The sequence below is a fragment of the Microcoleus vaginatus HSN003 genome (genome assembly GCF_022701255.1).
GTDB lineage: Bacteria > Cyanobacteriota > Cyanobacteriia > Cyanobacteriales > Microcoleaceae > Microcoleus > Microcoleus vaginatus_B.
In genome coordinates this window covers 2252172-2266832 of sequence record NZ_CP031705.1, presented here as the reverse complement: position 1 = coordinate 2266832, position 14661 = coordinate 2252172, and the positions used below count along the sequence as shown (strand labels likewise).

15 protein-coding genes are annotated in these 14661 nt (G+C 47.5%); 9 read left to right on the top strand and 6 right to left on the bottom strand.

Going from position 1 to position 14661, the window contains the following annotated elements:
• Positions 1–717: 717 nt before the first annotated feature.
• On the bottom strand, positions 718–873 hold the full coding sequence (locus tag D0A37_RS09675) for a hypothetical protein (protein ID WP_242723600.1): 156 nt from the start codon (positions 871–873) through the stop codon (positions 718–720).
• A gap of 118 nt (positions 874–991) precedes the next feature.
• Here D0A37_RS09675 and D0A37_RS09670 point away from each other — a divergent pair, with 118 nt between their 5' ends.
• The 3 genes from D0A37_RS09670 (at position 992) to D0A37_RS09660 (ending at position 5215) form a co-directional block, all read left to right on the top strand.
• Positions 992–2035, top strand: a complete 1044-nt coding sequence (locus D0A37_RS09670) for an aspartate-semialdehyde dehydrogenase (RefSeq protein ID WP_242723598.1) — start codon at positions 992–994, stop codon at positions 2033–2035.
• A gap of 107 nt (positions 2036–2142) precedes the next feature.
• Positions 2143–3066, top strand: a complete 924-nt coding sequence (dapA, locus tag D0A37_RS09665) for a 4-hydroxy-tetrahydrodipicolinate synthase (RefSeq protein ID WP_242723596.1) — start codon at positions 2143–2145, stop codon at positions 3064–3066.
• 274 nt (positions 3067–3340) lie between these two features.
• Positions 3341–5215, top strand: a complete 1875-nt coding sequence (locus tag D0A37_RS09660) for a ribonuclease J (RefSeq protein ID WP_242723594.1) — start codon at positions 3341–3343, stop codon at positions 5213–5215.
• A 244-nt stretch (positions 5216–5459) separates the two neighbouring features.
• On the opposite strand, the gene D0A37_RS09655 is transcribed toward D0A37_RS09660, so the two are convergent.
• From D0A37_RS09655 to D0A37_RS09645, 3 genes are all read right to left on the bottom strand, one after another.
• Complete coding sequence (locus tag D0A37_RS09655; RefSeq protein ID WP_242723592.1) at positions 5460–5735, bottom strand: MoaD/ThiS family protein; 276 nt, start codon at positions 5733–5735, stop codon at positions 5460–5462.
• A 124-nt stretch (positions 5736–5859) separates the two neighbouring features.
• Complete coding sequence (gene thrC / locus D0A37_RS09650; RefSeq protein ID WP_242723590.1) at positions 5860–7158, bottom strand: threonine synthase; 1299 nt, start codon at positions 7156–7158, stop codon at positions 5860–5862.
• Between the two features lie 498 nt (positions 7159–7656).
• On the bottom strand, positions 7657–7917 hold the full coding sequence (locus D0A37_RS09645) for a MoaD/ThiS family protein (protein WP_242723588.1): 261 nt from the start codon (positions 7915–7917) through the stop codon (positions 7657–7659).
• 496 nt (positions 7918–8413) lie between these two features.
• On the opposite strand from D0A37_RS09645, the gene D0A37_RS09640 reads away from it, so the two are divergent.
• Both D0A37_RS09640 and D0A37_RS09635 read left to right on the top strand, forming a co-directional pair.
• Positions 8414–8701: a hypothetical protein gene (locus tag D0A37_RS09640; RefSeq protein WP_006632921.1), complete on the top strand. Its 288-nt coding sequence runs from the start codon at positions 8414–8416 to the stop codon at positions 8699–8701.
• Positions 8702–9078: 377 nt separating this feature from the next.
• On the top strand, positions 9079–9255 hold the full coding sequence (locus D0A37_RS09635) for a hypothetical protein (protein WP_242723586.1): 177 nt from the start codon (positions 9079–9081) through the stop codon (positions 9253–9255).
• Here the strand turns inward: D0A37_RS09635 and D0A37_RS09630 are convergent.
• Both D0A37_RS09630 and D0A37_RS09625 read right to left on the bottom strand, forming a co-directional pair.
• Positions 9242–10618 (bottom strand): cytochrome P450, encoded by a 1377-nt coding sequence (locus D0A37_RS09630; protein ID WP_242723584.1) that lies wholly within the window; start codon positions 10616–10618, stop codon positions 9242–9244. The genes D0A37_RS09635 and D0A37_RS09630 overlap by 14 nt on opposite strands.
• Positions 10619–10756: 138 nt before the next feature.
• A complete protein-coding gene (locus D0A37_RS09625) occupies positions 10757–10981 on the bottom strand; it encodes a hypothetical protein (protein WP_242723583.1) in 225 nt (74 codons plus the stop codon).
• Between the two features lie 14 nt (positions 10982–10995).
• Between D0A37_RS09625 and D0A37_RS09620 the strand changes: the two genes are divergently transcribed.
• The 4 genes from D0A37_RS09620 to D0A37_RS09605 all read left to right on the top strand — a co-directional run bounded on the left by D0A37_RS09620 (position 10996) and on the right by D0A37_RS09605 (position 14659).
• Positions 10996–11304, top strand: coding sequence for a S1 family peptidase (locus D0A37_RS09620; protein WP_242723581.1), 309 nt, complete (start codon positions 10996–10998; stop codon positions 11302–11304).
• Between the two features lie 9 nt (positions 11305–11313).
• Positions 11314–11547 (top strand): hypothetical protein, encoded by a 234-nt coding sequence (locus D0A37_RS09615; RefSeq protein ID WP_242723579.1) that lies wholly within the window; start codon positions 11314–11316, stop codon positions 11545–11547.
• A gap of 195 nt (positions 11548–11742) precedes the next feature.
• The gene (locus D0A37_RS09610; protein ID WP_242723578.1) at positions 11743–13983 is read left to right on the top strand and encodes a phosphoketolase family protein; all 2241 of its coding nucleotides are present in this window, start codon (positions 11743–11745) and stop codon (positions 13981–13983) included.
• 79 nt (positions 13984–14062) lie between these two features.
• A complete protein-coding gene (locus D0A37_RS09605) occupies positions 14063–14659 on the top strand; it encodes a Uma2 family endonuclease (protein WP_242725451.1) in 597 nt (198 codons plus the stop codon).
• Positions 14660–14661 lie beyond the last annotated feature (2 nt).

Sequence of the window (14661 nt, the reverse complement as noted above, 5' to 3'; positions counted from 1 at the left end):
AGTGTATTGACACTCCCTGACCTAAAGGAAAGGGATTCTTAATTCAGCGACTGACCTTAAAATGTTGCGTCCTTTCGGCAATCCTCAAACTTTTTAACCGTAGAAATCCTACCAATTAACGAGCCTGATTCGCAGTCATCCCAGAGGGTCTATCTCCAAAAGCGTACTAGGATATTTACCTAGAGTTCGGGTATGCCCTACCCTACTTAACAAGACTAAATAGTTTGTTTCTCTGGTTAAAGGAACTGTGTTAAGCCCCTAGCTGTTTATAGAGTTTTCGCCGCTCTTTGTCGCCCGGTTTACGCCTAAAAGTGTGTCGTTAACTGTTTTTATGCACTATGGCGCAGGAGTTTAACCTTGACTACTGTAGTATACTAGAAAGTTCCTGACTTTTAGGAAGGGATTTAAGAAATTAAAGCCGTCCTAGAAGGACAGGGTTTTAGACCCAATTTCCTTGATAAAATACATACAAATCTGACTTTGCCTGCATTTTAATTTTGTACGCTTTGACTCGGAACGGCACAACTACAACACCTTTACCGGATGAGACTGTAAGTCATTTCCGGCTACTTTTTTGGCTCTTGCCAAATAGTTTTGGTTTGAGGATACTAGCTTTTGCTGCTAGGAATGTGGAGGTTAAGTCCACTAATTGCCGATGCACCATAGCACATATCGCCCTGTGATGTCAATCTTGCCGGCCTCTGCCGCCCGTCAAAGTCAATGGATGCGCCTGCGAAAATGCAGATATATCGCAAAACTTAACCGGATGCGGATTGGGCGTGGGCGATTGGCAAAAGATGCTAAACTGGCACAGGGTACGATCGCACGGATCAATCGGGAAGTTCGATCGACCGTTTCCGTTAACTGCACCATTGCTATCCTCTCATGCTCCTGATATCGCATAACATTAATTAAGTTTGATATTGAGAATTGCAGTTATTTAAATTTTTGATTTCGATCGTTTAGACTTTAATTTGTGGAGGAAACTAATTTGTCTCAATCCTATCGAGTTGCCATTTTAGGAGCTACCGGCGCAGTCGGTGCCGAGTTGCTAGAACTATTGCACAGCCGGAGTTTTCCGATTTCTAACTTGAAGCTGCTGGCTTCGGAACGTTCAGCAGGCACAACTTTGCCTTTTGGCGGTGAGATGCTGCCGGTCGAAGCAGTTTCGGCGCGATCGTTTGATAATGTAGATCTGGTGCTCGCTTCGGCAGGTGGATCGACTTCTAAGTTATGGGCTCCGCAAGCGGTAGCAGCCGGGGCAGTGGTAATTGACAATTCTAGCGCTTTCCGCATGGATGCGACCGTACCGCTGGTGGTTCCCGAAGTCAATCCCCAAGCAGCAGCAGCTCACCGAGGTATAATTGCTAATCCGAACTGCACGACTATTTTGATGGCAGTTGCCGTTTGGCCACTTCACAAAGTTAGGCCGATACAGCGCATCGTTGTAGCGACTTACCAGTCTGCCAGCGGGGCGGGGGCGAGGGCAATGGAGGAAATGAAAGCTCAAGCAAGAGCAATTTTGCAGGGGGAAACGCCCCAAACAGATATATTTCCCTACCCGTTAGCATTTAATTTGTTTCCGCACAACACCCCGATTAACGATTTGGGGTATTGTGAAGAAGAGATGAAAATGGTAAACGAAACTCGGAAGATATTTGGTACGGACGAGATTAAAATTACGGCAACTTGTGTGCGGGTTCCCGTACTGCGTGCTCATTCGGAAGCGATTAATCTAGAGTTTGCAGAGCCTTTTAGCGCGATCGAGGCCAGGGAAATCTTAAAGCAGGCAAGTGGGGTTAAGCTGGTAGAAGACTGGGAAGCGAATTATTTCCCGATGCCCGCAGAAGCCAGCGGTAAGGATGAGGTGTTAGTTGGCAGGATTCGCCAAGATATTTCTCACCCCTGCGGGTTGGAGATGTGGCTGTCGGGCGATCAAATTCGCAAAGGGGCAGCTTTAAATGCGGTGCAGATAGCTGAGTTGCTGGTAGAAAAAAATTTGTTGCGAACCCAAGTGGCGGCGGCTTCTAATTAGGGGAAATTCTGGCAATTGGGAAATTGAAATTGGGGATTTTAGATAAACCTTTCATCTGAAATCTAAAATTTAAAATCAAAAATCAACAGTCTAAAATCGGAGAAAGTGTGGTAAAGTTTGGACGGGTTCTGACTGCAATGATTACGCCGTTTAAGGAAGACGGCAGCGTTAACTATGCGGTAGCAGAACAATTGGCAGTTCATTTAGCCGATCACGGTACAGATAGCTTGGTAGTGTGCGGCACTACAGGCGAGTCTCCCACTATGACCTGGGATGAAGAGTACGAATTATTTCAGGTGGTACAAAAGGCGGTGGTCGGTAAGGCGTTGGTAATCGCAGGAGCCGGATCGAATTCTACTTCAGAAGCAGTCGCAGCTACGAAAAAAGCAGCTAAACTCGGGTTAGATGGCTGTTTGCAGGTGGTTCCTTATTACAACAAACCCCCGCAAGAAGGTTTATATAATCATTTTCGGGCGATCGCGCAATCTGCTCCAGAATTGCCTATAATGTTATATAACATCCCCGGTCGCACTGGTCAGAATATGTTGCCGGAGACGGTGGCTCGATTGGCCCAAATCCCCAACATTGTGGCCGTAAAAGAAGCAAGTGGCAACTTGGATCAAGCAACTCAAATTCGGTGCTTGACATCCCCTGAATTTGCCATCTATTCTGGAGATGATTCCCTAACTTTGCCAATGTTGGCGGTAGGAGGATCTGGTGTAGTTAGCGTAGCCAGCCATCTGGTAGGAGAACAACTGCAACAGATGATCAAAGCTTTCGAGGCCGGTCAAGTTCAAGTCGCTACCCAGATTCACTTGCAACTTTTTGACCTGTTTAAAGCTCTTTTTCTCACCACAAATCCCATTCCCGTCAAGACAGCTCTCAAACTTCAAGGCTGGGATGTAGGCTCCACCCGTCCGCCCCTGTGCGATCCGCCCCTTGAGGTAACTCAAAAGTTAAAGGACGTACTGAGTCAGCTAGCAGCAGTATCAGCTAGCAAGACGAGCGAGAACGAGTTTTCAGACAACTGAATATTGGTTGTTATCAGTCATTAGTTCTGAGTCATCAGTCATTAGTAATTAAGTGTTAGTAAGTAGCTAACACTCAAGGATTAAAGACGGAAGATAGAAGAATGAAGGCCCAAGACAACTGACTGTACGGGATAGTAAAACCCGCCAGGGAGTTTTCCATAAATATTTGGAAAAATATCGCCCTACCAACTAACAGTAGACGAAAGACGACAGACGACAGACCAAAGACCAAAGACCACAGACCAATAACAAAAATAACTAACAAAGGATACGCATGATCAACAAAAATACAACAACTGCATCTGCTCTAAAAGTTATTCCCCTCGGCGGACTGCACGAAATCGGTAAAAACACTTGTGTGTTCGAGTACGGCGACGAAATCATTCTTTTAGATGCCGGTTTAGCGTTCCCGACAGATGGAATGCACGGGGTAAATATTGTCCTCCCAGACATGACTTACCTGCGGGAAAACAGCCACAAAATTAAAGGTATGATCGTGACTCACGGTCACGAAGACCACATAGGCGGTATCCCTTATCACCTCAAACAATTTGAAATTCCGGTCATCTACGGCCCCCGTTTGGCGATGGCTTTGCTAGCCGGAAAACTCGAAGAAGCAGGAGTGTCTCACCGCACTGAATTGAGAACGGTTCGACCCAGGGATACTGTCAGAATTGGCAAGAATTTCTTAGTCGAATACATTCGCAACACTCACTCGATGGCCGACAGTTTTACTGTGGCAATTCACACTCCCGTCGGAATTGTGATCCACACCGGAGACTTTAAAATTGACCACACTCCTGTAGACGGCGAGCATTTTGATTTGCAAAAGCTAGCGGAGTACGGCGAGAAAGGCGTGCTGTGCTTGATTAGCGATTCTACTAACTCAGAAGTTCCAGGTTTTACCGCTTCGGAACGTTCTGTGGCGCCGAATTTAGACAGAATTATCGCTCAAGCGCCGGGACGAGTGATGCTGACGACTTTTGCTTCGTCGGTACACCGATTGCAAATTGTTTTGGACTTGGCTAAGAAAAACAATCGCTATGTGGGAGTGGTTGGCCGGTCGATGCTTAACGTCATCGCTCACTGCCGCAATCTCGGCTACATCAAATGCGAAGATAGTCTTTTCAAACCGTTGAAAGAAATCCGCAATTTGGCTGAAGACAAGGTACTGATTTTAACTACGGGTTCCCAAGGCGAACCGATGGCGGCGATGACTCGCATTGCTAACGGCGAACATCACGAACTGAAAATCAGAAAGGGCGATACAGTCATTTTCTCAGCTAATCCGATTCCCGGAAATACGATCGCAGTGGTAAACACGATCGATAAACTGATGATGCTAGGAGCACACGTGGTTTACGGCCGCGACAAAGGCATTCACGTTTCGGGTCACGGTTGTCAAGAAGACCAAAAGTTAATGATTAACATGACTCGTCCTAAGTTCTTCTTGCCAGTGCACGGGGAACACCGGATGCTGATCCAGCACTCCAAGACGGCTCAAAGCATGGGCATTCCCGCTAGCAATATGGTGATTATTGACAACGGCGATGTCGTAGAGTTGACCGAAAATTCAATGCGAGTCGCTGGTCAAGTGCCTTCAGGAATTGAATTAGTAGATTCTTCTCGATCGGGCGTTGTGAAAGCCAGCGTCCTCAAGGAACGTCAGCAGTTGGCCGGAGATGGCGTTGTAACTGTAGCGGCGGCTTTGAATTGGGAAGGCAAATTAGTTGCCAAACCAGAAGTCCACTTGAAAGGTGTAGTGACATCAGCCGATCGCGCCGAGGTGATTAAATTAATCACTCAAACCATTGAAACAGTGTTGAGCGATCGCTGGTCAGAATTTGTCAAACCCGCCACTGCTGACTCGCAAGTTGACATTGACTGGGTAGGAGTGCAAACCCAAATAGAAAAAGCAATTCAGCGGGTAATGCGCCGGGAACTGCAAAGCAATCCGCTGCTGGTATTCCTGATGCAAATTCCTGAAGAAGCAGTGCGATCGGAAACTGTTCAAACATCTCAGCTTTCCATTGAAGCGCCTAAACTAGCATCATCAGTACCATCGCCAGTACCAGCCCCTGTGAATAAAGTAACAGGCCGCCGCCGTCCCCGGACTGCTGCTGCAAAAGAAGCTTCCGTAGCCTCCTAGTTCGATCGTGATTTGCAACCGCAGATAAACGCAAATAAACGCAGATAAATTAAATTAAATCATTATCTGCGTTCATCGGTGTTTATCAGCCCCCATCTGCGGTTGCAAAAAAAATCAGAGGAATTAAAACTTTGATTTGCAACCGCAGATAAACACAAAAAATAAACACAAAAAATAAACGCAGATAGATTCAATAACTATCTGCGTTTATCAGTGTTTATCAGCCCCCATCTGCGGTCAAAAATCAACCACCAGCAACCGCCGGTACAATACTCACTTCATCACCATCTTTAAGAGCAGTTTCTGTACCTTCCAAAAACCGGATGTCTTCACTGTTGACGTAGAAGTTGAGAAATCTGCGAGGTGCTCCTTGTTCGTCGCACAGGCTCTTTTTGATGCCGGGACAATTTGTTTCCAGCGATTCAATCAGTTCGGAAATGTTGCCGCCGCCGCATTCTATTGTGGCTTGATTGTTGGTGAATTTTTGCAGGGGAGTGGGAATTAAAACTTTAACAGTCATTTTTTTAGTCCTTAGTCAGTAGTCCTTAGTCAGTAGTCAACAGTCATTAGTCAGTAGTCAACAGTCAACAGTCAACAGCTTGATAACTAATGACCAATGACTAATAACTAATGACTAATGACTATTAAACCGAAACTTGTTGCCATTCTAAACGTTCGAGTGTGCGGGCGCGCTCTAGGGCGCGCTCGAAGGCTTCAATTTTTGGTTCGAGGGTGATGGGTTCGCCGATGTAACCTTGGACGGCTTCTTGGGTTTTTAAGCCGTTGCCGGTAATGTAGGCGACGGTAGTTTCGTCCGGGTTGATTTTACCTGCTTCTACGAGTTTCTTCAAGACTGCAATTGTAGTGCCGCCGGCGGTTTCGGTGAAAATGCCTTCAGTTTCTGCTAGCAGTTTCATGCCTTCGATGATTTCGGTGTCGCTGACGGATTCAATATTGCCACCTGTTTTGCGGGCGATGTCGAGGGCGTACATACCGTCGGCTGGATTGCCGATCGCGATCGACTTAGCAATTGTATTCGGTTTCACCGGTTTGACGAAATCACGGCCTTCGCGGAAGGCTTGGGCGATTGGGGAACAGCCGTCAGCTTGGGCACCGCTGAATCTGACTTTCTTTTCGTCCACTAAACCGACTTCGATGAATTCATTAAAGCCTTTGTAAATCTTTGTGAACAAAGAGCCCGATGCCAGGGGAGCGACGATGTGATCGGGCAATTGCCAGCCTAGCTGTTCGGCAACTTCGTAGCCGAGGGTTTTCGAGCCTTCGGAATAGTAGGGACGCAAGTTGATATTGACAAATCCCCAGCCATGTGTATTGGCGACTTCGCAACAGAGGCGGTTAACTTGGTCGTAGTTGCCGTGAACTGCCATGACAGTGGGATTGTAAATCAGAGTGCCGAGGACTTTGCCTGCTTCTAAGTCGGAGGGAATGAAGACTACGCAGTCGAGTCCGGCGTGGGCGGCGATCGCAGCCGTAGAGTTAGCTAAATTGCCGGTGCTGGCGCAGGATACTGTGGTGAAACCTAATTCTCTGGCTCTGCTGAGCGCAACTGACACCACTCTGTCTTTAAAGCTGAGAGTGGGCATATTGACGGCATCGTTTTTAATATAAAGATTTTTTAGACCGAGGCGGCGCGCCAAGCGGTGGGATTTTAATAGAGGAGTCATCCCTGTGCCGACATCGATGACGTTATCTGTAGCGACTGGTAAAAATGCGCGGTAGCGCCAGATCGAGTTGGGGCCGGCTGCGATGGTTTGGCGAGTGACGCTGCGGCGGATGGCGTCGTAGTCGTACTTGACTTCAAGCGGGCCAAAACAGCAATCGCAGACGTGCTTGGCTTGGAGTTCATACTCTTCACCGCATTCTTTACATTTAAGGGCTGTGAAGGTTGCTGCAGTGGATTGGGTTCTGGTCGCCTGGGTCATAGCTCAACTCTCTAGTTTTGCGATGTTTTCTTAGTCTTGTGCAAGATTAGCACGGTCAATTTACCCCGTCAACCATACCCGATTTTTTTAGTCGGGATTGATTTTTCAGTTACTTTTGAGTTAAACAGTGGTGTATTTAACTTTGATATTTGGGCGGGCGGGACGCCGACCCCACAAGGATTTGACTTGTTTTCAGGATCGGGCTGGAAATCCAGATTGTCAGGCCCGCACGCGAGCCTGAGCGAGCTGAAGGAGGATTGGCCGACGAAATTGTTACAAAACTTAATAAATCTTTTTTGGGCTAACAATTGGGCAGTCGTGCGATCGAACACAACTACAAAACCTCGAATTTTTGATTAACTGAGATATTGCATCATTCTCAAGAACAGGCAAGATGCCTGTTCCACAAGAAAATTCATCTGTTGTGGAACAGGCATCTTGCCTGTTCATAAAAAGCTTATTGAGAATGGTGCAACATTTCAGATTAACCAACTTAGGCTACCCGCCGCTGACGGGGGGGATGAGTACAACTTCGTCGCCGTCTTGGAGGATGGTGTCGGGGGAGACGAATTCTAGGTTAAGACCGAAGCGGGTGCGATCGCGCCATTGTTCTAATTGAGGATATTGGGCGATCGAGCTTTCGAGCACTTGAGACACTGGGGTTTCGGGAGAAAGTTCTAATGTAAGTTCCGAAACACCGTAGGCTTCACCGAAGGCGGCGAACAGTTTAACGGTGACGGTAATCGAAGAGTTAGACACGGCTGTTGAGTGCGATCGACGCTTTGGCAATTATCAACTACACCATACAATTAATTACGAATTAGGCGCGCCGAGGCTTAAAATTAAAAGCGGCAATCTCTAGTTAAGTTTTACCCGATCAGGCAAAAAGGACAGTTGATTGCAGCAAAAAGTCTGAACAGGATTGTATAGCTATCGCTCTCACCAACCCGGCGTTAGAAGCAGGTGGCATCCACTTAAATGCAGCTAGCTAAGGTCTAGTTGGCGGCTATTGATGCTACTGTGAGACTCATTTTGACGCGGCGGTATAGATACTTTACGGTAATTGTGGGAGAGTACAAAAAAGATCGCACTAAATTTAGCAGGCAACAACGCAGACCGGGCCCTGCCAACCCCCTTATCCTGACTAAAAATCAGGTTTTCAAGTGTGGCGTGGAATTTCCTAACTCTTGTCCTGCTTAGCAAGCCTACCGTTCTATCTAAGAAAAATACTGAAGTTAACACGATAGAGATATATATGGCCAATAACGATTTTAAAGTGCTTCAAATTATTGAAGCTAAAGGCTGGTATGCCTTTGGAAGTACAAAGCAAAGTCAGCACGTTGAGAGATGGGTAAGACCGGTCGTGTGTTGGGTTTTAATAGAAGATAAAAAAAAGCGGCGGGTTGTGACAGCTACCGCTAGCTATCAGATCCAGATTGACGACAAAGAAGTCGAGTTTTTTGCCCACGAAAGCGAAATTCAAGATCTGGAGAGTCTCCCGAAGTCTGTCTCGGTATCGGAATTTCTGAAAACAGAAGATTGAGAGAAGGGCAGAAGGAGATAATTTAACAAGTTATTAATTATTCCTTAGTGATTCCTTAAACTTGCTGTCAGATTCTATTGGAATTAGAGGCAGAAGCTCTAGATTGGGGACAGGGGGAGACGAGGACAGGGGGAGAATTTATACTTTTGCCTTGCCTTCTGCATCTTGTCTCCAATGCCTCAAGTAGCCCAAAAAATAAAGAGGCCGGAAGATTGCTGGCAATGCCAACGCGCTTCCGACCTTGCTGAATAACAGGGTATGCATATGTTTTTAAAGTATGGCAGGCAGGCTTTTGAGATATCAAGAGGACTATTGCAATCACCCACTTTTGCTTTTAGGCTGCGTTTGCAAGGCTGCAACTATTTTAGACTGAAAATTTGAAAAGTGAGAAGGGGCGAGCGTTACAGGTTAAGGATTCTAGCTATTTATCTGTAGCGGGTGCTACAAAAAATGGTGGCCTTGGCGGACGATCGCACCTTCTCCCTAAATTGTTGGCACTCAAAGCAGAAAGTTCGATCGCCCGCTGTAACCGCTGCGACTTCAAACCCCACTAGCGACAGGTTCAGGCTTCTGTTGCCGCATCCGCCGCCCCAGCAGAGCCATCCGCACGCCGCCGGCAGGCCCTATAGTCACCCCTCGGCGTTTGGCCTGTACGGGCTTTTTCTCGGCCAATACTAGGTCGAAATCCCGCAAAATGGTTGCCAGCACCAGTTTCATCTCCAACTGCGCCAGCGCCAAGCCGATACAGCGGCGGCTGCCGCCTCCAAAGGGCAAATACTCGTAAGGCGAGAATTGCCTCTCCAAAAACCGTTCCGGTTTAAATTGCAGCGGTTCTGGATACAAATCCTCCCGTCTGTGGGTCAAATAAATCGAGGCGAAAACAACCGTACCCGGTTCGAGTTGATGTCCCATCAGTTCCACGGGCGTGATAACTTCTCGCGCAAACGTCAGCATTGCCACCGGGTAAATTCGCAGCGTCTCCTGACAAACTGCACTCAGGTAAGGTAAGCGGAAAATCTCCATCGGGTCGGGATTTTCCCCCAAACTGTCTAATTCTTGCAGCAACTTCTGGCGCACCGAGGGCAAACTGTGAATCCAGTAAAACGCCCAAGCTAGGGCCGTTGCTGTGGTTTCGTGGCCTGCAAACAGCAGCGTCATCAACTCGTCGCGCAATTCTTCATTGGTCATTGGTTGCCCGTTTTCGTCGCGCGCGGCCATCATTAAGCTGAGAATGTCGGTGCGGTTGGCGTCTGGTTGCAGTCTGCGTTCTTCAATTTCGGCATATATCAGATCGTCAATTTTCCGCTGCCGCTGTTTCATGCGTCCCCAAGGACTCCAGGGGCCCAAATCTTGCTGCATCCAGCCGAAAAACAGCATACTCGATCGCAACGGAGAACCAGTCATATCCACGAGTGAGGCAAGTAGGGGCTTGATCTCTTCCAACCGGGGCCCGTCATCCAGACCGAAGACAGCTTGTAAGATTACCCGCATGGTAACTTCCTGCATGGCGCTGCGGGCCACAAAAGGTCGATCGACCGACCACTTGCTGGCAACATCTTGAGCGATATCGCAAATTAGTTGGCCGTAATTCCGCATCCGTTCCCCGTGAAAAGGTGGCATCAATAATTGGCGCGATCGTTTGTGCCTTTCTCCTGAAACCATAACCATGGATTGTTCTCCCAGCATGGGTTTGAGAATACTATTCAGGCTGCCTGGAGCGTGAAGCGCGTTGCTGTTGAGCATCTCCTGGACAGCTTGCGGGTGGTTGATCATCACCAATGGCTCCATGTTGCCAAATTGAGCTGTGAAAATGTCGCCGTATTGTTTGGCACATTTATCCAGGTATGTCAGCGGATCGCTGATCCATTGAATTAGCTGCACAAAGCGGGGGGTTTTGGGGCCGTTAGGTAGTGTCATAGGAATTACCGGGGTTTGGGTCACAGGACTTAGCCGTATCAACAAATCTCAAAGGGTTTGAAGGTTTGTTCAATCTCTCCCAACCCTTGTTTTTAAGGGGAGAATTGCGTAAGTCCCATCTCCAATAATTTTAATAGCTTATTCTCGAACGGTGCTCAAAATATCCTCTCCAAGCTCTGTAAAACGAACAGTTTTGATTTGCCAAGGAGCATAACTGGTTAAAGTTTGGCGCACACCCCCGAACAAACCTAACATCTGACAACTCGACAGATTTTGCAATTTCTGCCGCGAATTTCCGGAGGCTCGCAGATCCACGGTAGCTATTCCGAGGTCGCGATCGATCTTGAGGCGATAACCAGCCAAACCAAGACTTAGCTTTGGTACAGTTTCAGAGCCGAGAACAGTATCCAGTAGCCCCAAGGGGCGAGTCGGAACGTGCTGTTGTCGGTTCTAGTATTTACGTTGCTGGCTATCCGTTCCCCATCGCCTTTGGATATGAAAGAAAACTCAAGTTTACTGCTGGTATCATCTCTTCTCGCCTCGATCGCGCATCATCAAGTTATGGACTGCGCTATCAAGCTGTGACAAGGCGCGGTATGAGTGGCGGGCCTGTATTTGATGCTGATGGCAGAGTTGTGGGAATTGACGCCCAGGGGGATACTGTTGGCACAATTATGAGTCAGTGAAACGGTCAGATGGAGGAGATTAAAACCGGGTTAAATACAGCAATCCCGATCGATGCTTTTACGGCGTTGTTATCACAAACTAAGCCTAACGGCTGGGATATTCTCAGCAATATTTCTATCAGCCGCGCCTCTAGCCAAAGCCAACCGAACCTCGCTCAGGAGGGCTTTGTGCGCGATACCTCGACGGGCGAACCGGTGACTGTGTATCAACTTCCGCAAGGGTTAGAGATTAGCGAACCCTAATTGGTAATCAGCAAGGATTTTTTTCCTGCTCGATCGCCCTGATTTGCTTGTGGAAATGTGGGGCGATCTCAGCTTAAATTTTGAGAGATTTTATTTATTTATCATTCGATATAGCAGAAGTGATGATTTTTTGCAACAAGAAAGCTATAAAATTACTGTTACATTAATCCAATCTAAATTTTTCAGGTATAAAGCATGACTGCAACTACGCCGAAGGCAACGTCAGCAATTCCCAGTTTTTGCGAAGGAATCCAGTATTTCTCCGAGAGTGTGCCGGGTTTTGAGAGTTATGGGAAAGCACCTGCGATCGCCGAGGGGAGCAAGTCGATCGCCGATCCTGCCGATCCCGTCGCCGTCTTTCAAACGATGCTGGGAGCAGACGCCCTGCGCTACCTGACGCTGCAAGTTACCGCTAGCAAGGCATCGGGACATCCAGGGGGTTTTGCTAGCCAAGCTGAGGCTTATGCCGCTTTGGTGATGCTCGGACACAAGAACATTGTCACCGAAGTCGGCCATCACGCGCCGGGATTTTACAGTGCGATGTTTCTCGATCGATCTTTGGAGGATATGGGAATTGTTAACGTGCAGCAAGTGCGCGATAAATTCCGAGAAAAAGACGGTTTGTTAGGACATCTTTCCGGTTTCATTCCCGGTCTTTTAGCACCGGCCGGTCCCCTCGGACAAGGGCAGCATTTCGCAATGGCTGGAGCGCTTTTGCACCGCGAAAAACTGTTTGCTTTCACAATGGGGGACGGCGGCATGGGCGAACCCTATCCGATGAGCAGCATGGCGCATTTCCACACTGCTTATCCCAGCGTTACGAACTTTTTGCCTGTGTTGGTTTGGAACGGATATTCTCAGGAACATCACAGCATGGTTTCCACTAAAACTAATGCTGAAATGATTGCTTATTGGCAAGGTAACGGTTTTGAAGAAGTTATCTTAGTTGATGCTAAGGAATTTGACGATAAAAATCAACCGGAAGATTATGTTGACAGCACTGCTTTTTCGCTCGAACAGCGCATGGCATTTACCAAAGCTGTTTTACAAGGAGTTGACAAAGCGGCAAAATCTGCTCTCGGTGGCAAATTAACTGCGTTTATTATCAAACAGTTGAAAGGTGCCGGCGTCCACGCGCGCGGCGCAAAATCTCACAACCTTTATCCGAAAGATACGCTGGATGCTCCGCACATTATCAGTGCTTTAAAAGAGCGCGCTTTGACTGCTGCTGCTTGGGAGTTGGTGCGGACAAATTGCGAGCGTGCGGGCGGCGGCCCGGCGGCGAAAACAGTTGTTACTGAGTTTACATTGCCGCTACCCGATTTAGGCGAATTGCCTTTAGAAGAATTTGCAGTTGGGGGAGAACCGAAGATTTCGACCACAGCAATGGGGGTTTTGGTAGGGAAAGTTGGCGAGCGCGATCGTAATTTTCTTGTCACTAATGCTGACGGCAATGAAGCATCGGCAATTGCCAATATCAACCAAGCTCTCAAGATTATTCACCCGACGAGAGATGACCTGTACAATCAATCGCCAAACGGTCAAGTTTATGAACCTTTGAGCGAAGATGCTTGCGCCGGTTTAGCGGTAGGTTTATCGCTATTCGGAGCGCGTAGTTTGTGGTGTTCCTACGAATCTTTTGCCATTAACGGTTTACCAATTTGGCAAACTGTAACCCAAGCAATGGCAGAATTGCGCCGTCCAACTCCGGCAACTGTCACCTTATTTACAGCGGGTGCATTGGAACAAGGTCGCAACGGTTGGACGCACCAGCGACCGGAAATTGAGGCTTATTTTGCGGCGATGATGCGGAACGGAAATGTGTTTCCTTTGTTTCCACCGGATGCTAACAGTATTCAAGCTTGTTATGAGTGGGCTTTGAATGCGAGAAATAAGGGAGTTGTGATTACTGCAAGTAAGTCGCCGCTGCCAATTCGCACTACTTTTGAACAGACTCGCCAAGGTTTGCAAGACGGTGCAATAGTGCTGCACGAAGTCAATTCCCCCCAAGCTCCCCACAATCAAGGGGGGAGCAAGAAAGTTGTGTTTGCAGTTGTCGGCGACATGACGTTAATGCCAGTGTTTGAAGCGGCGGCATTTTTGGAAACAGAAGGAATTGGAGTGCGGATTGTTTCTATTGTGAATCCCCGGCGTTTGTACCGCCCAACTGATGTTGCTTGGGATACTTGTTCGGAAGCTGACGGGGGTTTCTTGAGCGATGAGAAATTTGCCGAAATGTTTGGCGGAGATGCCTTGATTGGGGTGACAGGTGGTGCTTCTGGGATGTTGGAACCTGTGATGCTACGCAGCAATTGCAAGCGGGATACTTTTGCTTGGAAGCGGGGGGAAACTACTGCTAGTGCTGGTCAGTTGATGGCGTTTAATGGGTTGACTGCTGAGGCGTTGACTAAAAGGGCGATCGAGCTAGTTCATTAAGTTAGAATGTGAGAGAATGCCCCTGCCTGGTTTGTACTGGGTGGGGGCTAGCAATATTTAAAATAGAATGGCTCTACCCATGACAGCAAAACTTTTAGAAGAAACAGTTACGCTTGGCGAACAGCGATTGATTCTCCCCGGTTATTATAGTTGGGAGCAATTTGAGGCTCTAGAATCTTTGATGGCCGACTCTCCTGGTTTGCGGATAACTTATTTTGATGGGTGGATCGAGTTTATGACACTGGGCGAAGACCATGAAGAGATCAAAAGTATTTTGGCTATATTTATAGCACTTTACTTTTTCGAGAAAGGGATTAACTTTATTCCTGTAGGAAGTGCTACTCGCAGGGATAAAACCAAAGATGTGTCATTTGAACCAGATGAGTCTTATTATATAGGTGAAAAGAAAGAGCATCCCGATTTAGCAATAGAAGTGACGATGACTAGCGGGAGTACAAATAAACTAGCTAAGTATTTGCGACTTCGCATCCCTGAAGTCTGGTTTTGGAAAAATAATCAACTTTCTGTCTATCGGTTGTGCGAGGATAATTACGAGCAACTTTCAAGAAGTGAGTTGTTGCCAGAGTTGGATTTAGAATTGCTGGTGCGTTGCGTTTTAATGCCTTCAAGGATTGAGGCAAGGAGGGAGTTTTTGAAGGGGATTCAGCCGCAGTAATT